Source organism: uncultured Amnibacterium sp., from assembly GCF_964244015.1.
Lineage (GTDB): Bacteria > Actinomycetota > Actinomycetes > Actinomycetales > Microbacteriaceae > Amnibacterium.
The window spans coordinates 15,339-34,197 of sequence record NZ_CAXTHO010000004.1 but is presented as its reverse complement, the minus strand read 5'-3'; the positions used below and the strand labels follow the sequence as shown (position 1 = coordinate 34,197).

Annotated in this window: 15 protein-coding genes and 3 tRNA genes; 6 read left to right on the top strand and 12 right to left on the bottom strand. The window is 71.8% G+C overall.

All coding sequences use genetic code 11. The features are described from left to right. Window positions 1-25 precede the first annotated feature (25 nt). The 8 genes from panC to tilS all read right to left on the bottom strand — a co-directional run bounded on the left by panC (window position 26) and on the right by tilS (window position 7,802). Entirely contained in the window at window positions 26-874 is an 849-nt protein-coding gene (panC, locus tag ACFE67_RS01130) for a pantoate--beta-alanine ligase (protein WP_375405031.1), read from the bottom strand. Continuing rightward, a complete protein-coding gene (locus ACFE67_RS01125; protein WP_375405030.1) occupies window positions 871-1,578 on the bottom strand; it encodes a DUF2520 domain-containing protein in 708 nt (235 codons plus the stop codon). Before ACFE67_RS01125 ends, panC begins: the two co-directional genes overlap by 4 nt. After that, complete coding sequence (locus tag ACFE67_RS01120; RefSeq protein WP_375405029.1) at window positions 1,575-3,053, bottom strand: PH domain-containing protein; 1,479 nt, start codon at window positions 3,051-3,053, stop codon at window positions 1,575-1,577. Before ACFE67_RS01120 ends, ACFE67_RS01125 begins: the two co-directional genes overlap by 4 nt. Window positions 3,054-3,057: 4 nt before the next feature. Next, window positions 3,058-3,558, bottom strand: coding sequence for a PH domain-containing protein (locus tag ACFE67_RS01115; protein ID WP_375405028.1), 501 nt, complete (start codon window positions 3,556-3,558; stop codon window positions 3,058-3,060). A gap of 13 nt (window positions 3,559-3,571) precedes the next feature. Next, window positions 3,572-4,048: a DUF3180 domain-containing protein gene (locus ACFE67_RS01110; RefSeq protein WP_375405027.1), complete on the bottom strand. Its 477-nt coding sequence runs from the start codon at window positions 4,046-4,048 to the stop codon at window positions 3,572-3,574. 50 nt (window positions 4,049-4,098) lie between these two features. Further along, entirely contained in the window at window positions 4,099-6,114 is a 2,016-nt protein-coding gene (ftsH, locus tag ACFE67_RS01105; protein ID WP_375405026.1) for an ATP-dependent zinc metalloprotease FtsH, read from the bottom strand. Window positions 6,115-6,227: 113 nt separating this feature from the next. Next, complete coding sequence (gene hpt, locus ACFE67_RS01100) at window positions 6,228-6,791, bottom strand: hypoxanthine phosphoribosyltransferase (protein WP_375405025.1); 564 nt, start codon at window positions 6,789-6,791, stop codon at window positions 6,228-6,230. A 30-nt stretch (window positions 6,792-6,821) separates the two neighbouring features. Further along, window positions 6,822-7,802, bottom strand: coding sequence for a tRNA lysidine(34) synthetase TilS (tilS, locus tag ACFE67_RS01095; RefSeq protein WP_375405024.1), 981 nt, complete (start codon window positions 7,800-7,802; stop codon window positions 6,822-6,824). Window positions 7,803-7,846: 44 nt separating this feature from the next. On the opposite strand from tilS, the gene ACFE67_RS01090 reads away from it, so the two are divergent. Beyond that, window positions 7,847-8,347 carry an inorganic diphosphatase gene (locus ACFE67_RS01090; RefSeq protein ID WP_375405023.1) on the top strand — a complete coding sequence of 167 codons (501 nt, stop codon included), beginning with the start codon at window positions 7,847-7,849 and terminating at the stop codon, window positions 8,345-8,347. Between the two features lie 92 nt (window positions 8,348-8,439). Here ACFE67_RS01090 and ACFE67_RS01085 read toward each other — a convergent pair whose 3' ends face one another. Beyond that, the gene (locus ACFE67_RS01085) at window positions 8,440-9,819 is read right to left on the bottom strand and encodes a C40 family peptidase (RefSeq protein WP_375405022.1); all 1,380 of its coding nucleotides are present in this window, start codon (window positions 9,817-9,819) and stop codon (window positions 8,440-8,442) included. After that, entirely contained in the window at window positions 9,812-11,095 is a 1,284-nt protein-coding gene (locus ACFE67_RS01080; protein ID WP_375405021.1) for a M23 family metallopeptidase, read from the bottom strand. The genes ACFE67_RS01085 and ACFE67_RS01080 overlap by 8 nt, the downstream gene beginning before the upstream one ends. A gap of 288 nt (window positions 11,096-11,383) precedes the next feature. Between ACFE67_RS01080 and ACFE67_RS01075 the strand changes: the two genes are divergently transcribed. From ACFE67_RS01075 to ACFE67_RS01055, 5 genes are all read left to right on the top strand, one after another. Further along, window positions 11,384-11,456, top strand: a tRNA-Glu gene (locus tag ACFE67_RS01075). Window positions 11,457-11,500: 44 nt separating this feature from the next. After that, window positions 11,501-11,574: transfer RNA gene (locus ACFE67_RS01070), tRNA-Asp, on the top strand. A gap of 27 nt (window positions 11,575-11,601) precedes the next feature. Further along, window positions 11,602-11,674 (top strand) — tRNA-Phe (locus ACFE67_RS01065). 243 nt (window positions 11,675-11,917) lie between these two features. Beyond that, on the top strand, window positions 11,918-12,556 hold the full coding sequence (locus ACFE67_RS01060; RefSeq protein WP_375405020.1) for a TetR/AcrR family transcriptional regulator: 639 nt from the start codon (window positions 11,918-11,920) through the stop codon (window positions 12,554-12,556). 67 nt (window positions 12,557-12,623) lie between these two features. After that, window positions 12,624-15,206 carry an MMPL family transporter gene (locus ACFE67_RS01055; RefSeq protein WP_375405019.1) on the top strand — a complete coding sequence of 861 codons (2,583 nt, stop codon included), beginning with the start codon at window positions 12,624-12,626 and terminating at the stop codon, window positions 15,204-15,206. Window positions 15,207-15,294: 88 nt separating this feature from the next. On the opposite strand, the gene ACFE67_RS01050 is transcribed toward ACFE67_RS01055, so the two are convergent. Further along, window positions 15,295-17,487 (bottom strand): EAL domain-containing protein, encoded by a 2,193-nt coding sequence (locus ACFE67_RS01050; protein WP_375405018.1) that lies wholly within the window; start codon window positions 17,485-17,487, stop codon window positions 15,295-15,297. Between the two features lie 216 nt (window positions 17,488-17,703). Continuing rightward, window positions 17,704-18,801: a GAF domain-containing protein gene (locus ACFE67_RS01045; protein WP_375405017.1), complete on the bottom strand. Its 1,098-nt coding sequence runs from the start codon at window positions 18,799-18,801 to the stop codon at window positions 17,704-17,706. Between the last annotated feature and the right edge of the window lie 58 nt (window positions 18,802-18,859).

Below are 18,859 nucleotides of genomic sequence, written 5' to 3'. Positions count from 1 at the left end.
CCTGGATCGTTCGGTCGGCCGTCGATCAGCCGAGGTGGACGAACCGGTTGTCGATCAGACGCGTTCCGCCGACCCGGGCGGCGACGAGCACGAGGGCGCGACCACGATACCGGTCGTCCACCGGAGCGAACGTGGCCGGGTCGACGACGGCGACGTACTCGAGGTCGGCCCCGTCCTCACCGGCGAGCGCGCCCTGCGCGGCGGCGATCATCCCGTCGACGTCCCGGTCCGCGGAGGACTCGGCGGCATCGAGCGCTGCGGGCACGGCCCTCGCGAGCCGTCGTTCGGCCGGCTCGAGGGAGCGGTTGCGACTCGACATCGCGAGGCCGTCCGCCTCCCGCACGGTCTCGACGACCTCGACGTCGACCGGCAGATCGAGGTCGCGCACCATCCGCCGCACCAGGAACACCTGCTGCGCGTCCTTCTGCCCGAACACGATCGCCTCGGGTCCGACGACGTGCAGCAGCTTCAGCACGATGGTCAGCACGCCGTCGAAGTGCCCCGGCCGGGCCCGGCCCTCGAACGCGTCGCCGGTCGGTCCCGCGACCACCCGCACCCGCGTCCGCCCGTCCGGCAGCAGCTCGGCAGCAGGAGGCGCGAACAGCACGTCGGTCCCGGCGGCGGCGAGCAGCGCGGTGTCCGCGTCGAGGTCGCGGGGGTAGCGCGCGAAGTCCTCCTTCGGCCCGAACTGGAGGGGGTTCACGAACAGCGACACGACGACGAGGTCCGCGATGTCGCGGGCCCTCGCGACGAGCGCGAGATGGCCGGCGTGCAGCGCTCCCATCGTCGGCACGAGCGCGACCCGCGCACCACGCGCCCTTGCGGATGCGACCTCGGCACGCACTCCCGCGATGGTCGGAACGGTCGTCGTCATCGGTCGCGCCCCACCCTGCCGGGGCGCCTGGCGCGCAGCAGAGCCCGCTCGAGCGCCGATCGCGCCACGGGACCGAGCACCGCGTCGGGATCCTCCACGCCGAGGCTCGACAGCCCGGCGGCGGCTGCCTGCATCGCGCGCTCGAGCGGGCCGGTCGCCTCGTCCAGCGCCGCGGCCCACGCCGGCCTGTCCTCCTCCGCCACCACCACCGGCTCGCAGCCCATCTCGACGGCGAGCGCCTGCCCGATCGGCAGCACCGGCGCGGGCGCGGTCACCGCACAGCGCGCCTCCCGCAGCCGGACCAGGTCGACGCTCGTGCCCGTGAAGGCCATCGCGGGGGACAGCGCCACCGGGATCGCTCCGCGGCGCACGGCGGGCAGGAGGACGCCCGTGCCGAACCGGGGAGAGGTGTGCACGAGCAGCTGGCCGGCGACCCACACCCCGGCGTCCGCCAGACCCTCGACCAGCGCGGGCAGCTCCGCGTCCGGCACGGCGACCAGGACGAGCTCGCTGCGTTCGACCAGGTCCGGGATCGTGAGCACCGGCACGCCGGGCAGCATCGCGTCGGCGCGGTCGCGGCTGCCCTGCGACACCGCGGTGATGCCCACCAGCGCGTGACCAGCCCCGGCGAGCGCAGCGCCCAGCACCGGTCCGACGCGACCCGCACCGATGACGCCGACGCCGAGTCGCCCGGCGGCCCTCACGACCGCATCCCGAGGTCGCGCCAGCGGTGCGACACGTCGACCCGGCGCGCGCCGACGCCCGTGAGCGCGAGCTCGTTGAACAGCTGCTGCGCCCTCGCGAGATCGATGAGGCGCAGGCGCGTCGACACCGGCCCGTGGACGACGTGCGGGTGCACCGTCGCGACGCGGAGGAGCTTCTCGAGCGGTCCCTGCCGCAGGGACACGCTCTGCATGCGGGCGTCGGGCACGATCACGAGCTCGCGATGCAGGAACCCCGACCGCGCCAGCACGGACGTGTCGGTCAGGCGGAAGCCGGTGCGCTTCCAGGCGAGCGGCCGCAGCCACCGCGCGCGACGCGGCGCGAGCGTGAAGTCCTCGCCGTCGCCACGGCCGACGAGCCCGGCGAGCAGGAGGTCGCGTCGGTCGGCGAGATCGGGGATCAGGAGGGGCAGCAGCGCCAGCACCTCCTCGGTCGTCGCGACCGGAGCGAGCGACCGCTCCGACTCGGCGGCCCGCCTCCCTGCCGCATGACCCGCACGGTTCACGGAGATGCGCCACCAGCCGGCGGGCCGCCAGAGGAGCGGCTGCTCGATGTGCAGGGCGTGCACCCGACCGGGCGGCACCGCCTCCGTGCTGGTGCTGACGATGCCGCTCGCGACACGGACGCCGTCGGCGGTGGAGACGACCGAGAACCGCAGGTTGCGCGCGATGCGCCGCCCCAGCACGGTCATGGATCCGATGATCAGCGGCACGAAGGAGACGGTCGCGGCGGCTCCGGCGCCCAGCGCCACGAGCACCGGCACGACGATCCCGACCACGACGACGAGCACGAGGAGGGTCTCCGACAGCAGCACGGATCCCATCGCGCGACCAGGGGTGACGACGACGACCGGCACCCCCGGCTCCGTCAGCACCGCGGCGTCGGCGCCCTCCGTCTCGTCGCCCTGCTCGCGCCCGCGGCGGCCGGAGGCGAGCACCAGCACGTCGCGGCGCAGCTCCTCCGCGGCGATGTTCGAGAGGTACTCCAGACGGACGTTCGCGTTCTGCCCGGCGACGTCGAGCTCGATCCGAGCGACACCGATGATGCGCGCGAGCAGGGGGCGCTGGATCGTGACGCCCTGGATGCGGTCGAGCTTCGCCGTCCGGGTGCGTCGCAGCAGCACCCCGTAGCGGACGGTGACCGCGTCGCCGTCGATGCGGAACTCGCTGTTGCGCCACGACAACCAGAACAGCCCGATCCCGATCACCAGCGCGGCCAGCACGATGAGCAGGGCCGGTCCGACGAGGTTGTGCCGGCTGATCTCGTCCACCGGGTCGCCGCCGACGTCCGGCAGCCCGAACACCAGCGCGACGAGTCGCTCGCGCAGGTTGCCCGCGACGTAGAGCAGCACCACCAGGAGTCCGATGCCGCCCCGCAGCAGCGGGGTGCCGGGGTGGAGGCGGTGCCAGAGCCCGTCGACGTACCGGCTCCGCGGCGGCGCTGCCGGGATCGTCATGGACCTACAGTCCCACGCGGCGTTCCTCGGCCCGCGCCACCAGCGCGTCCCGCAGCTCGGTCGCCTCCTGCTCCGGCAGTCCCGGCAGGGTGACGTCGGAGGTCGCCGCTGCGGTCACCAGGCGCAGCTCCGCCAGTCCCAGGATCCTCGCGACGGGCCCGCGGTTGACGTCGACGAGCTGCATCCGCCCGTACGGCACCGCGACGAGGCGGGACAGGAGGATCCCCCGCCGGACCACGAGGTCGTCGTCCCGCAGGATCCAGCCGATCGCCCGGACCCGGCGCGGCGCGAGGATCAGCCGGATCACGGTGACCACGACGACGACCGCCGCGACGATCCTGCCGACCAGCGGATCCGGCAGGACCAGGAACAGCAGCGCCGCGATGACGGCACCGCCGACCGCGGACACCAGCACCCCGGCGACATCGACCCACACCAGGCGCCGCGAGACCCCGCGCCATCCGCTGATGCCCGCGTCGAGCGCGCGCGGCGGCAGCACGGTCATCGCTGCTCCGAATTCATCGTTGCTCCACGGTCTGCCCGTGCGGTTCGGACCGGTCCTGGGGCGGGATCCGGCACCACCACTCCACGATCAGCCCGGCGATGCACAGGGCGAGGGCACCGACGCCGGTCAGGACGTCGGGCCAGAACGCCGGCACTGAAACCGAGCCGGCACGGGAGACGGCGTACCCGAGGAACGACGCCGCCGCGCCGACCAGCAGCGCACCGGTGATCCCGGACGCCTTCGCCAGCACGAGCACCCGCATCGCGTAGAACGGGTCGACGGGCCGCTGCGACTTCCCGCGGACGAGACGCCGCACCGGCCTCCCGAGCAGCAGGAGGCCGAACGCGAGGATGAACAGGACCGAGTAGAGCGTCGCAGGCGGGATGACCGTCAGGGCGCCCTCGGCCGTCAGTCCCACCTGCAGCAGCCATCCGACGGCGGCTCCCGCGATCGCGGTGAGGATCAGCGCGAACGGACTGGTGCGTCGCACGGCTGCTCAGCCCCGGAGTCCGGGCTCTGGCCCGGCGCCGGGCCCCGCCATCAGGCTGTGGCGGGGCGCGGCTTGACGCGCGGGCTGCGCTTGCGCGCCGGTGCTCCGCCGCCGTCCGAGTCGACGCCGCCGTCGACCGCCCCGGCGTCGATCGGCGCCTTCGCGTGGGGTACCGCCACCGCGGGCAGGTCGGAGACCGGACGACGGTCGCTGGAGAGCCACTGCGGTCGGGGCGGCAGCTTCTTCGTGTCCTTGAAGATCTCGGCGAGCTCCTTGTTGTCGAGCGTCTCCTTCTCGAGCAGCTCGGTCGCCAGCCGGTCGAGCACGGCTCGGTTCGCCACGAGCAGCTGGTACGCCTCGTCGTGCGCGGACTCGATGAGCGCGCGCACCTCCTTGTCGACCTGCTGCGCGAGCTCTTCGGAGTACTCGCGGCTGTGGCCCATGTCGCGGCCCAGGAACATCTCGCCCGACGCGGCGCTGAGCTTGACCGAACCGATGAGCGCGCTCATGCCGAACTCGGTGACCATGCGCTTGGCGGTCGCGGTGGCCTTCTCGATGTCGTTGGAGGCGCCGGAGGTGGGGTCGTGGAACACGATCTCCTCCGAGACGCGGCCGCCCATGGCGTACGCCAGCTGGTCGAGCAGCTCGTTGCGGGTGACCGAGTACTTGTCCTCGAGCGGCAGCACCATCGTGTAGCCGAGCGCACGACCGCGCGGGAGGATCGTGACCTTCGTCACCGGGTCCGTGTGGTTGAGGCTGGCTGCCACCAGCGCGTGTCCACCCTCGTGGTACGCGGTGATGAGCTTCTCCTGGTCCTTCATCACCCGGCTGCGGCGCTGCGGGCCCGCGATCACGCGGTCCACGGCCTCGTCGAGGGCACGGTTGTCGATCAGCTGCGCGTTGCTGCGCGCGGTGAGCAGCGCGGCCTCGTTCAGCACGTTCGCCAGGTCGGCACCGGTGAAGCCCGGCGTCTTGCGGGCCAGGATCTCCAGGTCGACGCCCGCGGCGAGCGGCTTGCCCTTCGAGTGCACCGCCAGGATCTGCTGGCGCCCCTTCAGGTCGGGAGCGTCCACGCCGATCTGCCGGTCGAAGCGGCCGGGGCGCAGCAGCGCCGGGTCGAGGATGTCCGGCCGGTTGGTCGCGGCGATCAGGATGACGTTCGTCTTGACGTCGAAGCCGTCCATCTCGACCAGCAGCTGGTTCAGCGTCTGCTCGCGCTCGTCGTGCCCGCCGCCCATGCCGGCACCGCGGTGGCGGCCGACCGCGTCGATCTCGTCGACGAAGATGATCGCCGGTGCGTTCTGCTTTGCCTGGTCGAAGAGGTCGCGGACGCGGGATGCGCCCACGCCGACGAACATCTCGACGAAGTCCGACCCGGAGATCGAGTAGAACGGCACGCCCGCCTCGCCGGCGACGGCGCGGGCGAGCAGCGTCTTGCCGGTCCCGGGAGGGCCGTACAGCAGCACGCCCTTCGGGATGCGAGCGCCGACGGCCTGGAACTTCGCCGGCTCCTTCAGGAAGTCCTTGATCTCGCCGAGCTCCTCGACGGCCTCGTCGGCGCCGGCGACGTCGCCGAAGGTGACCTTCGGGCTCTCCTTCGAGACGAGCTTCGCCTTCGACTTGCCGAACTGCATGACGCGGTTGCCGCCGCCCTGCATGGAGGACATGAGGAACCAGAACACGACGCCGATGATCAGGAACGGCAGCAGGATCGAGCCGATCGACAGCAGCCAGTTCGGCTGCGGGACCTCGTCGTTCCACTTCGTGCCGGAGGTGCCGGCCGCGGTCACGGCGTCCACGATCTGCTCGCCGCGGGCGGTGACGAAGTTGAACTGCACCTGCGTGCCGTTGTTGCCGTCCGCCTGCTTCAGCGTCAGGTCGACCCGGTTGTCGGTGTCGACGATCTTGGCGGACTCGACTTTGCCGTCCTTCAGCAACTGAAGGCCGTTCTCCGTCGAGACGGAGCGGAAGCCCGTGCCGGTCAGCAGGCTCGAGCCGACCCAGACGACCACGATCGCGATGACGATGTAGACGAGGGGACCGCGGAAGATGCGCTTGAGGTCCATAGTCCGCATAGGGTAACGCCCTGCTTCTCGGGGTCTGAGCGCTGTTCGCCGCAGGGGGACACCCCATTCGCGGCGCACAGCCACCTCGGAGGGACCGAGGGCCGAAGCGACCCCTACTGGTATACGTGGGGCGCGAGCACCGCGACGTCGCGAAGGTTGCGGTACCGCTCGGCGTAGTCGAGCCCGTACCCGATGACGAACTTGTTCGCGATGTCGAAGCCGCAGTACTTGACGTCCACGCGGATCCTCACCGCCTCCGGCTTGCGCAGCAGGGTGCAGACCTCCACGCTCACGGGTCCGCGGGAGCGGAGGTTCTCGACGAGCCAGGACAGCGTGAGGCCCGAGTCGAGGATGTCCTCGACGATCAGCACCCGTCGCCCCGCCAGCTCGGCGTCGAGGTCCTTGAGGATCCGGACGACACCGGACGACTGCGTGCTCGACCCGTACGAGCTGACGGCCATCCAGTCCATCTGGACCGGGATCCGCAGCTCGCGGGCGACGTCCGCCATCACCATGACGGCACCTTTGAGCACGCCGACCAGCAGCAGCGGGGTGCCGTCGGAGGCATCCGCGTCGTCCGCCTCGATCTGCCGGCACAGCTCCGCGATCCGCTCGCGGATCCGCTGCTCGGGCAGCAGGACCTCGGCGATGTCGTCCCGGATGGCGTCGGAATCCACGCGGCTCACTCCCTTTCGGGCGCTGGCCCCTCAGGCGCCGGTGAACTCCAGGCGGCCTCCGGCGCGGACCACCCTAATGCCGGGCAGATCGACGCCTCCCTGCCCGTGCCAGTCGAAGACCAGCCGCGCCACGGCGAGCGTCTGGCTGCGGCTGAGGGTGGTGCCGAACTCGTCCTCGACCGCGAGGCGGATCAGCCGGTGCACGATCGCGCGCGGGTTCGCGGCGAGCGCGGCGACCGGCAGGGCGATGCCGCCCTCCGCGAGCTCCGCGAGGTCGGGAGCCAGCTCTGCGGCGAGCGCGTCGAGCGCCGCCGCGTCCTCCTGCACCTGCGAGGCGGTGCGCGCGAGCGCCTCCGCGACGCCCGGCCCGATCGCCTTCTCGAGCACCGGCAGCGCGGAGGTCCGGATGCGGACGCGGGGATGCAGGTCCAATCCGTTCATCGGGTCGTGCCACGGTTCGAGACCCTGCGCCGCGCAGGCGTCGAGCGTCGTCGCGCGGCGCAGCCCGAGGAAGGGACGGAGGTAGGGGAACGTCTCGCGACGCATGCCCGCGATGGCATCCGGGCCCGAGCCGCGGGCGAGTCCCAGCAGCACCGTCTCGGCCTGGTCGTCCAGGGTGTGCCCGAGCAGGACCCTGGCGGCGCCCGTCTCGCCCATCGCCGCCTCGAACGCGCCGTAGCGGGCGACGCGCGCCGACGCCTCCGGGCCGCCCTCGCCGTCGACGACGACCCTGCTGACCAGCACCGGGGCGAGCCCCAGCGCGGTCGCGGCCGCCGCGGCACGCTCGGCGACCTGCGCGGAACCCGGCTGCATGCCGTGGTCGACGACGATCACGCCCATCCGCACGCCGGCCCTCCCCGCCTCGAACGCGGCGGCCGCGGCGAGCGCGAGCGAGTCCGGTCCGCCGGAGAGCCCCACGAGGGCACCCCCCTCGCCGATGCGGGGCAGCACCTCCCGCACCGCGGTCCGCGTGAGCGCGACGGCCGGCGTCAGGCGGGGCCGATCGGGCATTCGCTAACGTTATGGCCGCTTCGAGCCAGGAGAGGACGGACCCCATGGCCGCCTACGACGTGATCGTCGAGATCCCCAAGGGGAGCCGCAACAAGTACGAGGTCGACCACGTGACCGGGCGCGTGTACCTCGACCGCGTGCTCTTCACCACCTTCGTCTACCCGACGGACTACGGCTTCTTCGAGAACACCCTCGGGCTCGACGGCGACCCGGTCGACGCCCTGGTGCTGCTCGAGTACCCCGTCTTCCCGGGCGTGGGCGTGAAGGTGCGCCCCGTCGGCGTGCTCAACATGAGCGACGAGGCCGGCTCGGACGCGAAGGTCGTCGTGGTGCCGCACAAGGACCCGCGCTGGCAGCACATCCAGGACATCGACGACGTGCCGCAGCAGCTGCGGAACGAGATCGAGCACTTCTTCCGCCGCTACAAGGACCTCGAACCGGGCAAGTTCGTGAACGTCGAGGGCTGGGGGAACGCGGCCGAGGCCGAGCAGATCGTGCAGGACGGGTTCACCCGCCTCACCGACGCGGGCGCCGACCACTCCTGACCGTTCTTCCATATTTCCGGGGATCTGCGCGCGTCAGATTTCCGGGGATCTGCGCGCGTCAGCGCCGGATCCCCGGATGTATGAAACGACTTTCAGGAGGCGGAGGCGGTCGGTCGCGCGACCTGCGAGACCCGGTCCGCCGACCGCACCGGCACCTCGCGGACGGGCACGCCCGGGTACGGCGCCTCGATCATGAGACCCGCGCCGGAGTACACGGCGACGTGGTACATGTCGCCGCCGCCGTCCGAGTAGAAGACCAGATCGCCGACCCTGACCTGCGAGTACGGGACGAGCTTCCCCTGCGCCCGAGCGAGCGCGAACTGGGCCGTGGCCGAGTGGCCGCCGATCCCGATGCCGAGCGACGCGTACGCCTGCATCGTGAGCCCGGAGCAGTCCCAGCCGCTCGGCCCTGCGCCTCCGAACCGGTACGCGTCGCCGAGCTGATCACGCGCGAAGGCGACCGCGCTGGCCGCCTGCGCGGAGTTCGGCTCCCCCGCCGAGGTCGAGATCGGAGTGGATGCGGTGGGCGCGGACGGGGAGGGAGCGGACAGGGAGGGTGACGGCTCGGCCGGAGCGGCGGCCGTCGGCGCACCTCCGGGGACCTGGCTCGGGGTGCCCGATGGCGTGGGGGACCTGGAGGCGGGCGGCGCAGGCGAGGGCGGGGCGGTCGCCAGCGAGGGCGGGGCGGTCGCACGAGGCGCTGTCTGCTCGCTCTGCTCAGCCCTGACCGCTGCCGCGTACTGCGCCGCGAGCCGGGTCGAGGTGCCGCGCAGCTCGGCGAGCTGCGCGACGAGCCGATCGGCGTGCTGCTGCTCGGCGGCGACCGCGGTCGTCGCCGCCGCGACCGCCTGCTGGGCGGCGTCGAGCGCCGCCTGCGCCGTCGACGCGCGGGCCGCGAGGACCGCCGCCGCGGCATCCGCCTGGGCCCCGAGCGACCTGGCCTCGTTCTCGTCGGTCAGCGCCTTCGTGGTGATCGACTTCGCCTGCACCGACAGCTGCGAGACGGTCGCGAGCCGGTGCAGGAAGTCGCTCGCGTCGCCAGGATCGAGCATCAGCTGCAGGTCGCCGCCAGCACCGCGTGCGACCGATGCGGCGAGCAGCCCCGCGCGCATCCGCGACGTCCGCGCCGTCGCCGCAGCGACGTCGGCCCGGGTCGCGAGCGAGACGTGCCGCGCCCGCGCCGCGTCCTCGGCGAGCTTCGCGCGGTGGAACGCCTCCGCCGCGATCGACGCGGTGCGGCCGGCGGCATCCGCCGTGTCCTGCAGACCGCCGATCAGCGCGGTGAGCTTCGCGCTCTCGGCCTCGGCGGCCGAGCGGTCCGCCTTGGCGCGCTGCACCTCGTTCCACGAGGGGAACTGCGGGTCGTCCGCGAGCGCGGCGGGGGCGACGAAGGTCGCGGTGACCGCGCCGATCGTCACCGCGCCGACGACGCCGAGCGCGCCGTCCCTCCGACGCCGTGGCGTCTCAGCCACCGAGCACGATCCCCCGCGCGGCCATGAACGGCTGCGCGTCCACGGCGACCTCGTTCAGGCGGGTCTCGAAGTGCAGGTGCGGACCGGTTGCGGCGCCGGTCTGGCCGACGGAGGCGATGTTCTGGCCCGCGTCCACGTGCTGCCCGACCTTGACGAAGGTGCCGCCGGCGCGGATGTGGGCGTACCCGGTCTGGATGCCGTCGCCGTCGTCGATCTCGATCCAGTTGCCGTACGTGCCGAACCACCCGGCGTACGACACCGTCCCGGCATGGGCGGCGTAGATCGGGCTGCCGTAGGGGAGGCCGATGTCGGTCCCGCGGTGGAAGAGGTTGGCACCGGCCGGCTGGTCCGGCCGGGGGCCGAAGACGCCCGTGATCGGCCCGGCGCCCGCGGGATTCGCCCACCCCGCACCGTTCACCGCGCCGCCCGCACCGGCGGTCTGCGCGGCCTTCGCCGCGGCGACGCCTGCGCGGTACCGGCGCGCGACGGAGTCCGACGTGGCCTGCAGGGCGTCGAGCCTCGCCTGCAGCTCGACCTGCTCCGCCTGCTGCTGCTGCACCTGCTCGTTGGCGGCCTCGCTCGCCCGCACCGCCGCCTGGAAGGCCACCCTGGCCTTCTCCTTCAGCGTCGTCAGCTGCGCCTTGACGACCTGCACCTGCGCCTGCGTCGCCGCGGCGGCGTTCGTCGCGACCGACGCCTCCTCCGCGATGGCGGCGTTCGACTCCGTGAGCTTCGAGAGGCTGCCGAGCCGCCCGAGGAAGTCGGACGCGCTCGAGTCGGTACCGGAGAGCAGCAGGGTCGTCTCGACGTCCGCGCCGCCGGTGCGGGACAGCTGCGCGGCGAGCTGCCCCGCGCGCTGCTTCGCCGCTGCCGCGCGCTGCTCGGTCGCCTTCACCTGCTTCTGGATCGTCGCGAGCCGCTCGTTCGCGGAGTCCACGCGCGCCTGCGCGGCCTGGTACAGCGTCCCCTGCTGCTCCGCGACCTTCTGCGCCGCCGCCGCCGCGGCCTGCGACTTCGCGAGCAGGCCCTTGATCTTCGCGATCGCAGCGGCCTTGAGCCGCACGTCGGAGCGGGCTTTCTGCACCTCCGCCCAGCTCGGGTAGCCGTCGGCCTGCGCGGAGAGCGGCACGGCCACGAGACCGACGATCCCGGCGGCACCGACCGCGATCAGGCCGCGGCGCGTGGGGCCCATGGCGCCGGTCCCGTCGCGCGGCGAGGCCGTGCGGCGGCCGTGCTGCTGGGGAGCGGAGGAGCGCTGGCGACGGGAGAGCGTCACGGTCGACACCTCCCGTGAGCAGAGCGCGCCACGGCGGACCGGATGCCACGGCGGAACCGGCAGGCTAACCCGATGCCCGCAGTTCCCCGGGCAGGTGCACCGCGTGGCGCCGGTCCTGCCTCTCGATGCGATCCCCGGGCGACTTCGGACACGATGGGCGTCCGATCACGCCCGATTGGTCCGACCCGGCCCGGATTCCACGGCCGTGCGCCGGGCGCGCGGCGCGATTCGCCTTCCTCCTGGGATCGCGTATGCTCTCTGGTCGGTGAGCCCGGCGACGGGGAATCCGGCCCCATCGTTTAGCGGCCTAGGACACCGCCCTTTCACGGCGGCAGCACGGGTTCGAATCCCGTTGGGGTCACGATCCCGACGGGTGGACGCACCACAGCATCACTTCACGAGTTTGGCCCTGTAGCGCAGTTGGTTAGCGCGCCGCCCTGTCACGGCGGAGGTCGCCGGTTCAAGTCCGGTCAGGGTCGCGAAGGTGCGGCGAAAGCCGACCCCTCGGCTCTGTAGCTCAGTTGGTAGAGCGCACGACTGAAAATCGTGAGGTCACCGGATCGACGCCGGTCGGAGCCACCGTCTTCGCCCTGGTCGACAGGCACGTCGTCTGTCATCGGGACGAGCCGGCGAAGACCTCGAGGCCCCCGTGCTCAGGGGTGCCGTTCCCCTCGTGTTCCTGCGCCCTCGCGCCGGTAGCAACCGCTTCGGTGACGCTCCGACCGGAGACGTCGAGCGCGAGCGAATCGGTCAGACCAGATCAGCCGTCGAGCGGGATTCCTCAAGTTGCACTCAGTGCATCGGTGCACTTAGTGTAGCGAGGTGATCGCGACCGTCCCGGACCGCCGGGCTGCGGTCAAGGCGCGGCATCGGTCCGCGATCCTGACGGCTGCGCGAGCACTGCTCGAGGAACGCGGGGGATCGAGCTTCAGCGTCGACGAGCTCGCGAAGCGCGCCGACGTCGCGCGGCGGACCGTGTTCAACCACTTCTCCTCACTGGACGAGGTCATGCTCACCGTCTGCACGGACGCGTTGAGCGTCCTCATCGACGACTTCGTGAGCTCCGTCTCCCGGACCCCGATCGGCGACGGCAGCCGCTCCGCGATGCTCGACGAGCTCATGACGGCGATGCACGAGTCGGACCTCGTGTCCGTGATCGCCGCCATGGTGCGTTTGCTCGGCGGCCCCGACTCGGCGAACGCGCGGGCACCCGAGCTCAACGAGACGGCGTTCTCACGGACGAGCCTGCGGCTCACGTCCGAGGTCGTCCGGCGGTATCCCGCCACCGACGCCCTGGACGTCGAGCTGCTCGTGGGCTCGCTGATGAGCGGCGTCGCGACCATCTCCAAGCACTGGATCGAACGGACGGGCGCGCGGACCGACGCCGTCTCCCGCGCGGAGTGGGACCGGTTGCTCGCCCGACTGCTGCAGAGCCTGCGCTCCGTCGACCTGCCCACCTGATCCCGCTCACCAGCACCAGACGCGAACGCCTCGTACCGGGGCAAGGAACGAAAGGAACGGACACCGCATGGCCGGTCTGCTCTACCGCCTCGGACGGTTCGCCGCACGTCGCCGCTGGTCCGTCATCACCGCGTGGATCGTGATCCTCGCCATCGGCGGCGGCGGGTACGCGCTGTTCGGCGGCACCATCTCGAGCTCCATCTCCATCCCGGGCACGGCGACCAGCAAGGTCACCGACGAGCTGGCGAAGGAGTTCCCCTCCGCGAGCGGCGGCTCCGGCAGCATCGTCTTCGAGACGTCGAGCGGCCGCGCGTTCACGAGCGCGCAGAAGGCGGCCGTCGCGTCGTTGATCACCGACATCGAGGGCATGGCCGGTGTCCGATCGGCTGTCGACCCCTTCGCATCCCAGCAGGAGCTCGACGACGGACGGCAGCAGATCGTCGACGGCACCGAGCAGCTCGCGGACAGCACGAAGCAGCTCGACGACGGGCAGACCGAGCTCGACTCCGGCCAGAAGCAGCTGGATGCCGCGCAGCAGCAGCTCGACCAGCAGACGGCGCAGGCGAAGGCGGCCGGTCAGCTCGGGGCGGCGCAGGCGCAGCTGGATGCGGCGCAGGCCAAGATCGACGCGCAGCAGAAGACGATCGACGCGAGTCAGGAGAAGATCGACGACGGCAGGGCGACCGTGGAGGAGAACACGACGAAGCTCGCGCTCGGTGCGCGGGTCCTCGCGCTGTCGAAGAACGTGCGCCTCGTGTCGTCGGACGGCTCGGCAGCGGTCGGCACGGTCCAGTTCCGCAAGCCGGCGATGGACGTCCCGGCAGCGCAGAAGGCCGCGGTGGTGGACAGGGCGGAGCACGCCGACCTCGCCGGCGTGCACGTCTACGTCTCGAACGACATCGCGCTGACCGTCCCCTCGGTCGTCGGCCCGGGCGAGGTCGTCGGGCTGATCGTCGCGGCGCTCGTCCTGCTCCTCATCCTGTCGACGGTGATCGGCGCAGCGCTCCCCCTCGTCAGCGCCCTGTTCGGTGTCGGGGTCGCGCTGCTCGGCGCCCTGTCGTTCTCGGGACTCGTGCAGTTCGTCTCCGTGACTCCGGTGCTCGCGCTGATGCTCGGAATCGCGGTCGGCATCGACTACTCCCTCTTCATCCTCAACCGGCACCGCACGCAGCTGAAGCAGGGGATCCCCCTGCCGGAGTCGATCGGTCTCGCGAACGGCACGTCGGGCACTGCCGTCGTGTTCGCCGGCTCGACCGTCGTCGTCGCCCTCCTCGCACTGAACATCACGGGCATCCCGTTCCTCGGCCTGATGGGCACCGTCGGGGCGTTCGCCGTGGCCGTCGCGGTCCTGATCGCCGTCACCTTCACGCCCGCACTGCTGTCCCTCGTCGGCATGCGGATCCTGCGGCGGAAGGAGCGCGCCGCCATCGGTCACCCGCAGGCCACGAAGGTCCCGACGACGGCGATGCCGACCTGGCGCGCACTCGTGACGCTCGTCGCGGGCGTCGCCGTGCTCGGCGTGATCGCGCTCCCCGCGCTGCAGCTCCGCCTCGGCCTGCCCGACGGCTCCTCCGAAGCCGTCGACTCGAGCCAGTACCGGGCGTACGCGGTGACCGCGAAGGAGTTCGGCGCCGGACAGAACGGCCCGCTGCTGGTGGTCGCGGACCTGCCCGCGGCGACCACCGGGAACGACCTGCTCGCCCAGGAGGCGACGATCGGCGAGAAGATCGCGGCGCAGGCCCACGTCAGCGCCGTGTTGCCGATCGGCGAATCGGCCGACAAGACCGTCGTCGCGTTCCAGGTCATCCCCACGACCGGCCCGTCCGCGCAGGCGACCGAGGACCTCGTGCACGACCTGCGCGACCTCTCCCCCCTCTCCACGTCCGACGGGGAGGTCGTACTCGGCGTCGCGGGCAACGCGAGCGCGAACATCGACATCTCCGAGAACCTCGGCCGGGTGCTCCCGATCTACCTCGTCGTGGTCGTCGGCCTGTCGCTGCTCATCCTGATCGTCGTGTTCCGGTCGTTCCTGGTCCCGATCACCGCGACCGCCGGGTTCGTGCTGTCGCTCTTCGCGACGTTCGGCGCCCTGACCGCGGTGTACCAGTTCGGGTGGCTGCGCCAGGTCTTCGGCATCCACGACCCCGCGCCGATCCTGAGCTTCCTCCCCATCCTGGAGATCGGGATCCTGTTCGGCCTGGCGATGGACTACCAGCTGTTCCTGGTCTCGGGCATGCGCGAGTCCTTCGCGCAGGGCACTCCGGCGAAGCTCGCGGTGCAGCGGGGCCTCCACGCCGGACGGCCCGTGGTGGCCGCCGCCGCGCTGATCATGACCGCGGTCTTCTCCGGGTTCGTGTTCTCGGACTCCTCCACCGTCCGGCCGATCGGCTTCGGCCTCGCGTTCGGCGTGCTGGTCGACGCGTTCATCGTCCGGATGCTGCTCATCCCCGCCGCCATGCACCTGCTCGGCCGGGCTGCGTGGTGGTTCCCGAGGTGGCTCGACCGGATCATCCCGAACGTCGACGTGGAGGGCGCCCAGCTCGAGCGGAATCACCCGGTCGGCGACGTTCAGGCGGAGGGGACCGAGCGGACCGCGGGGTCCGGTGCGCTGTTCCAGCGCGAATCCACGGGATCAGGGGCTGGACGATGAGGCGGTCGCACTGCCGTGGACTGCGCGCCATCAGTCCTGACGAGCCACTCAGCAGCTGATGCCCCTGGCGGCGTGAGCCGCAGGCGCGTCAGGAGGCTCGCACTGCGGACGCGATCGTCCTCGGCACGTCGAGCGCTTCGCTCGCCGGGAGCGGCGGTGCCAGATGGAAGCCCTGCAGACGGCCACAGCCCAGGCGGAGCAGCGCCTCGAGCTGATCGCTCGACTCGACCCCTTCGGCCATCACCTCCAGCCCAAGCCCGACCCCGAGGCTGACGATCGCGGCGATCATCCCTCCGCCCAGCGCACCGGTGCGGCGCAGGAACGTCTCATCGATCTTGATCGCCGTGACCGGTAGGTCCTGCAACGTCTTCAACGACGAGAAGCCGGTGCCGAAGTCGTCGATGGCGACGTCGATGTCGAGCGCGCGAAGCGCCTGGAGCGCGCGGCGCAGTGTGCCGTCATCGTCGTCGTCCTCGAGCTCCATCTCGGTCAGCTCCACCGTGAGGGACCACGCGCGATCCGGGTGCTCGTCCAGCTGGGCCTCGACGCGGTCGGCGAACCCGGCGTCGAGCAGCTCGTGCTTGGACACGTTGACGCTCATCTGCAGCGGGCCGAACCGGTCGACCGCGACGTCCGCGAACCGGAACGTGTCCCGCATCACGTGCGCGCCGATCTCCGTGATCGAACCGGTCTCCTCCGCCAGCGGGATGAACACCTCCGGCGGCACCCGACCGAGCGTCGGATGATCCCAGCGCGCCAGTGCCTCGAAGCCGGCGAGACGACCGGTCCTGCCGTCGAACTGCGGCTGGAAGTGCGTGCCGATCTCGTTGAGGTCCAGCGCTGAGCGCAGGTCGGATCCGAGCATGACGAGGTCGAGTCCGGTGTCGACGCTCCGCCGTGCTCGGTTCCGATCCTTGACGGCGTACATCGCCGAGTCGGCCGCGTGCACGAGACGACTCGCAGCGGCCGCCACGCTCTCGCCGTCCTCGATCCGTCCGATCGCGTAACCCGACGAGACGCCGGCATGGATCGTCCTGCCGCCGACGAAGAACGGCTCCCGCAGCGCCGCACCGATCCGTCGCTCGGCCGCTCGAACATCCGACTCGTCGGCCGCCGGCAGCACCGCGAGGAACTCGTCCCCGCCGGGTCGCCCGACGATCCCGGACCCACCGACCGCTGCCGCGATCCGATCGGCGACCTGCATGAGGACCTCGTCGCCGCCCCGGTGCCCGAGCGAGTCGTTGATCCGCTTGAAGTGATCCACATCCAGGTACAGCACCGCGGCTGCTCCCGCGGGTTCGGTGAGCGCCTTCTCGAGTCGAGCCTGCACGATGGACCGCGCCGCCAGCCCCGTGAGCTGATCCTGCTCGGCCACCGCGCGGATCTGGTGGATGAGGTCGAGGTTGTCGAACGCGACACCGCCGAGGTCGGCGAGCTTCGTCATGCGCTCGATCAGGAGCTCTCCGGCGTCGGCCGTCCCCTCGCCTGAGCGCCAGAACGCGAGCAACGCCCCGCGCGCAGCCGTTCTCGGATATACGGGAACGAGCGCGAAGCGCTCGATGTCGTACCGCTGCATCAGAATCCCGGTGTCCGCGGATGCGGTCGCCCTGTCCACCCAGACCGCCTTGCCCCGCACCGCTGCGCAGGCGAACTCCGGAACCTCCAGGAGCATCCGATGGATGGTGCTGTCCTCGTCTGTCGGCTCCCATCCGCTGAAGGCGATCACTCGCAGGTCGCCGTCGCCGTGCACGAGCGTCAGCGCAGCCCCCTGGGCCCCGGCGCGCTGCACCGCGGCGGCCAGCGTCCGCGCGACTCTGGCGGTGTCCGGCGCCGTGAGGTGCGGCACCGTGCTCAGGAGCAACTCGGCCGTCTCCAGTCGCTCGGCCTCACGCCGGCGCTCCACCACCTGCGTCGTCACGTCCGTCTGGAAGCTGACGAAACCGACGACCGCGTCCGTGTCGTCGCGGATCGGACTGATCGCGATCCGGTTCCAGAACAGGTCGCCGTTGCGCTTGTGATTGAGAATCCTGCCCTGGAACGACCGCCCGCTCGACAGCGCCGCGTGGATCGCCCGCACCACTCTCGGATCGGTGTCCGGCACCTGCAGCACCCGGCAGTTCCGACCCTCGAGGTCGGCGCCGTCGTGCCCGGTCATCCGCTCGAAGGCGGGATTCGCGTAGACGATGCGCTGGTCCGCGTCGGTGACCAGCGCTGCACCGGGCATCGCATCGAGCGAGCGCTCGAGACCGAGCACGCCCGAAAGTCGATCGGCGAGTGCCATGAGACCTGTATACCGGGATCTTTCTGCTCGGTCAGCGCTCCGAGCGCCGGCAGGAGACCCTTCGAGCGATCCCGGCGACCGCACGCCGGGCGGCCCCGATCGGGGCCCGCCCTCGAGGCCGCCCGCCCCGCGGCCGCGGACCTCCTCCGTGACGTCCGGCGCAGACCGATCGGGCCGATGCCGATCCCGGCGCCCGGTCCCGTGCTGACGATGACCTCACCCCGTCGTCCGCCCGGGTGAGGACGCGGCGCTGCGGCTCAGTTCCCAGATGCGGTGTTCCGCCGCGAGCGCGAAGTCGCGCAGCAGACCGAGGTCCTGCGTCAGAACCGGACGGGGCTCGTCGTCGAAGACGCAGAGCACCCCGATGGGCTGCCCGTCCGCGGCCTCGATCCGGTAGCCGGCATAGAACCGCACGTCGCCGCTGACCACGCCCGGGAACCCGGTGAACCGGTCGTCCTCGCGAGCGTCGCCGATGATCACGCCGCCGTAGGTCCGGAGGGCGAGATCGCAGATCGTCCGGCTCCGGTCCGCCGTCTCGATGTCGAAGCCCCGTCGGAGGACGTACCTGGCCTGATCGCCGTCCACGACGGCGATGGAGGCGAAGCGGGTCCCGTACGCCTTGGCCGCGAAGGTGACGAAGCGGCGGAGCGCGGTCTCCCACTCCGCATCGCGCGCGCCGAGCCGCTCGACCGCCGCCTGCCGCTCCACCTCGTCGAGCCGGTCCACCGCGTCGGACCAGACGAGCGGGCCGGCCAGGCTCTGCGCCACCGTCGCAGCGATCGTCTCCCCCCACGTCGCGTAGGACTCCGCAGGCCCCTGGGCCTCGAGCCGCTCGGGAAGCGGCACCACTCGCGTGAGGGCCGATGTCCCGGTGCGAACCGCTGCCGTGAGCGCCGACATGACGGCGGCGGAGTGCAGCGAGACCGCGGGAGGAGGAACGACGAGGGTGATGCTCGAGGCCGGCGTCAGACGGTCGCAGAGCTCGTCGACCAGCCGACCGAGCCGCTCCACCATCCGCGGGAGATCCGACATCTCCTCCGTCTGATCGAGCATGAGGACGATCGCGTCGATCTTCGACAGATCACGGCCCTCCATCGCCGCGGCCGCAGCACCGACGGTCGGCCGCTCCGTGATGACGGATTCGACGTCGAAGCCGTGCCCGACGAGACGTGCCAGCCCTCGGGCGATGGCCCCGCTGAGCGCGAGATCGTGGTCGAGGACTCCGCTTCCGGCGAGCGTCCGGCCGCCGATCGCGAGGACGCGGTACGGGGCGGGGCCGGACGCGTGCGCGCGCGGAGGGCCTGTGGGGAGCACTCCGGGATGATCGATGAGGCGCGAAGGCGCGAGCGGTCGGCTGAGGATGGACAGGGTG

Coding starts and splice junctions, on each gene's coding strand:
- ACFE67_RS01115 (WP_375405028.1), bottom strand. CDS start 3,558: ATGACCGTGCTGCCGCCGCGCGCGCTCGACGCGGGCATCAGCGGATGG.
- tilS (WP_375405024.1), bottom strand. CDS start 7,802: ATGCCCGATCGGCCCCGCCTGACGCCGGCCGTCGCGCTCACGCGGACC.
- ACFE67_RS01050 (WP_375405018.1), bottom strand. CDS start 17,487: ATGGCACTCGCCGATCGACTTTCGGGCGTGCTCGGTCTCGAGCGCTCG.
- panC (WP_375405031.1), bottom strand. CDS start 874: ATGACGACGACCGTTCCGACCATCGCGGGAGTGCGTGCCGAGGTCGCA.
- ACFE67_RS01090 (WP_375405023.1), top strand. CDS start 7,847: ATGGCCGCCTACGACGTGATCGTCGAGATCCCCAAGGGGAGCCGCAAC.
- ACFE67_RS01055 (WP_375405019.1), top strand. CDS start 12,624: ATGGCCGGTCTGCTCTACCGCCTCGGACGGTTCGCCGCACGTCGCCGC.
- ftsH (WP_375405026.1), bottom strand. CDS start 6,114: ATGGACCTCAAGCGCATCTTCCGCGGTCCCCTCGTCTACATCGTCATC.
- ACFE67_RS01120 (WP_375405029.1), bottom strand. CDS start 3,053: ATGACGATCCCGGCAGCGCCGCCGCGGAGCCGGTACGTCGACGGGCTC.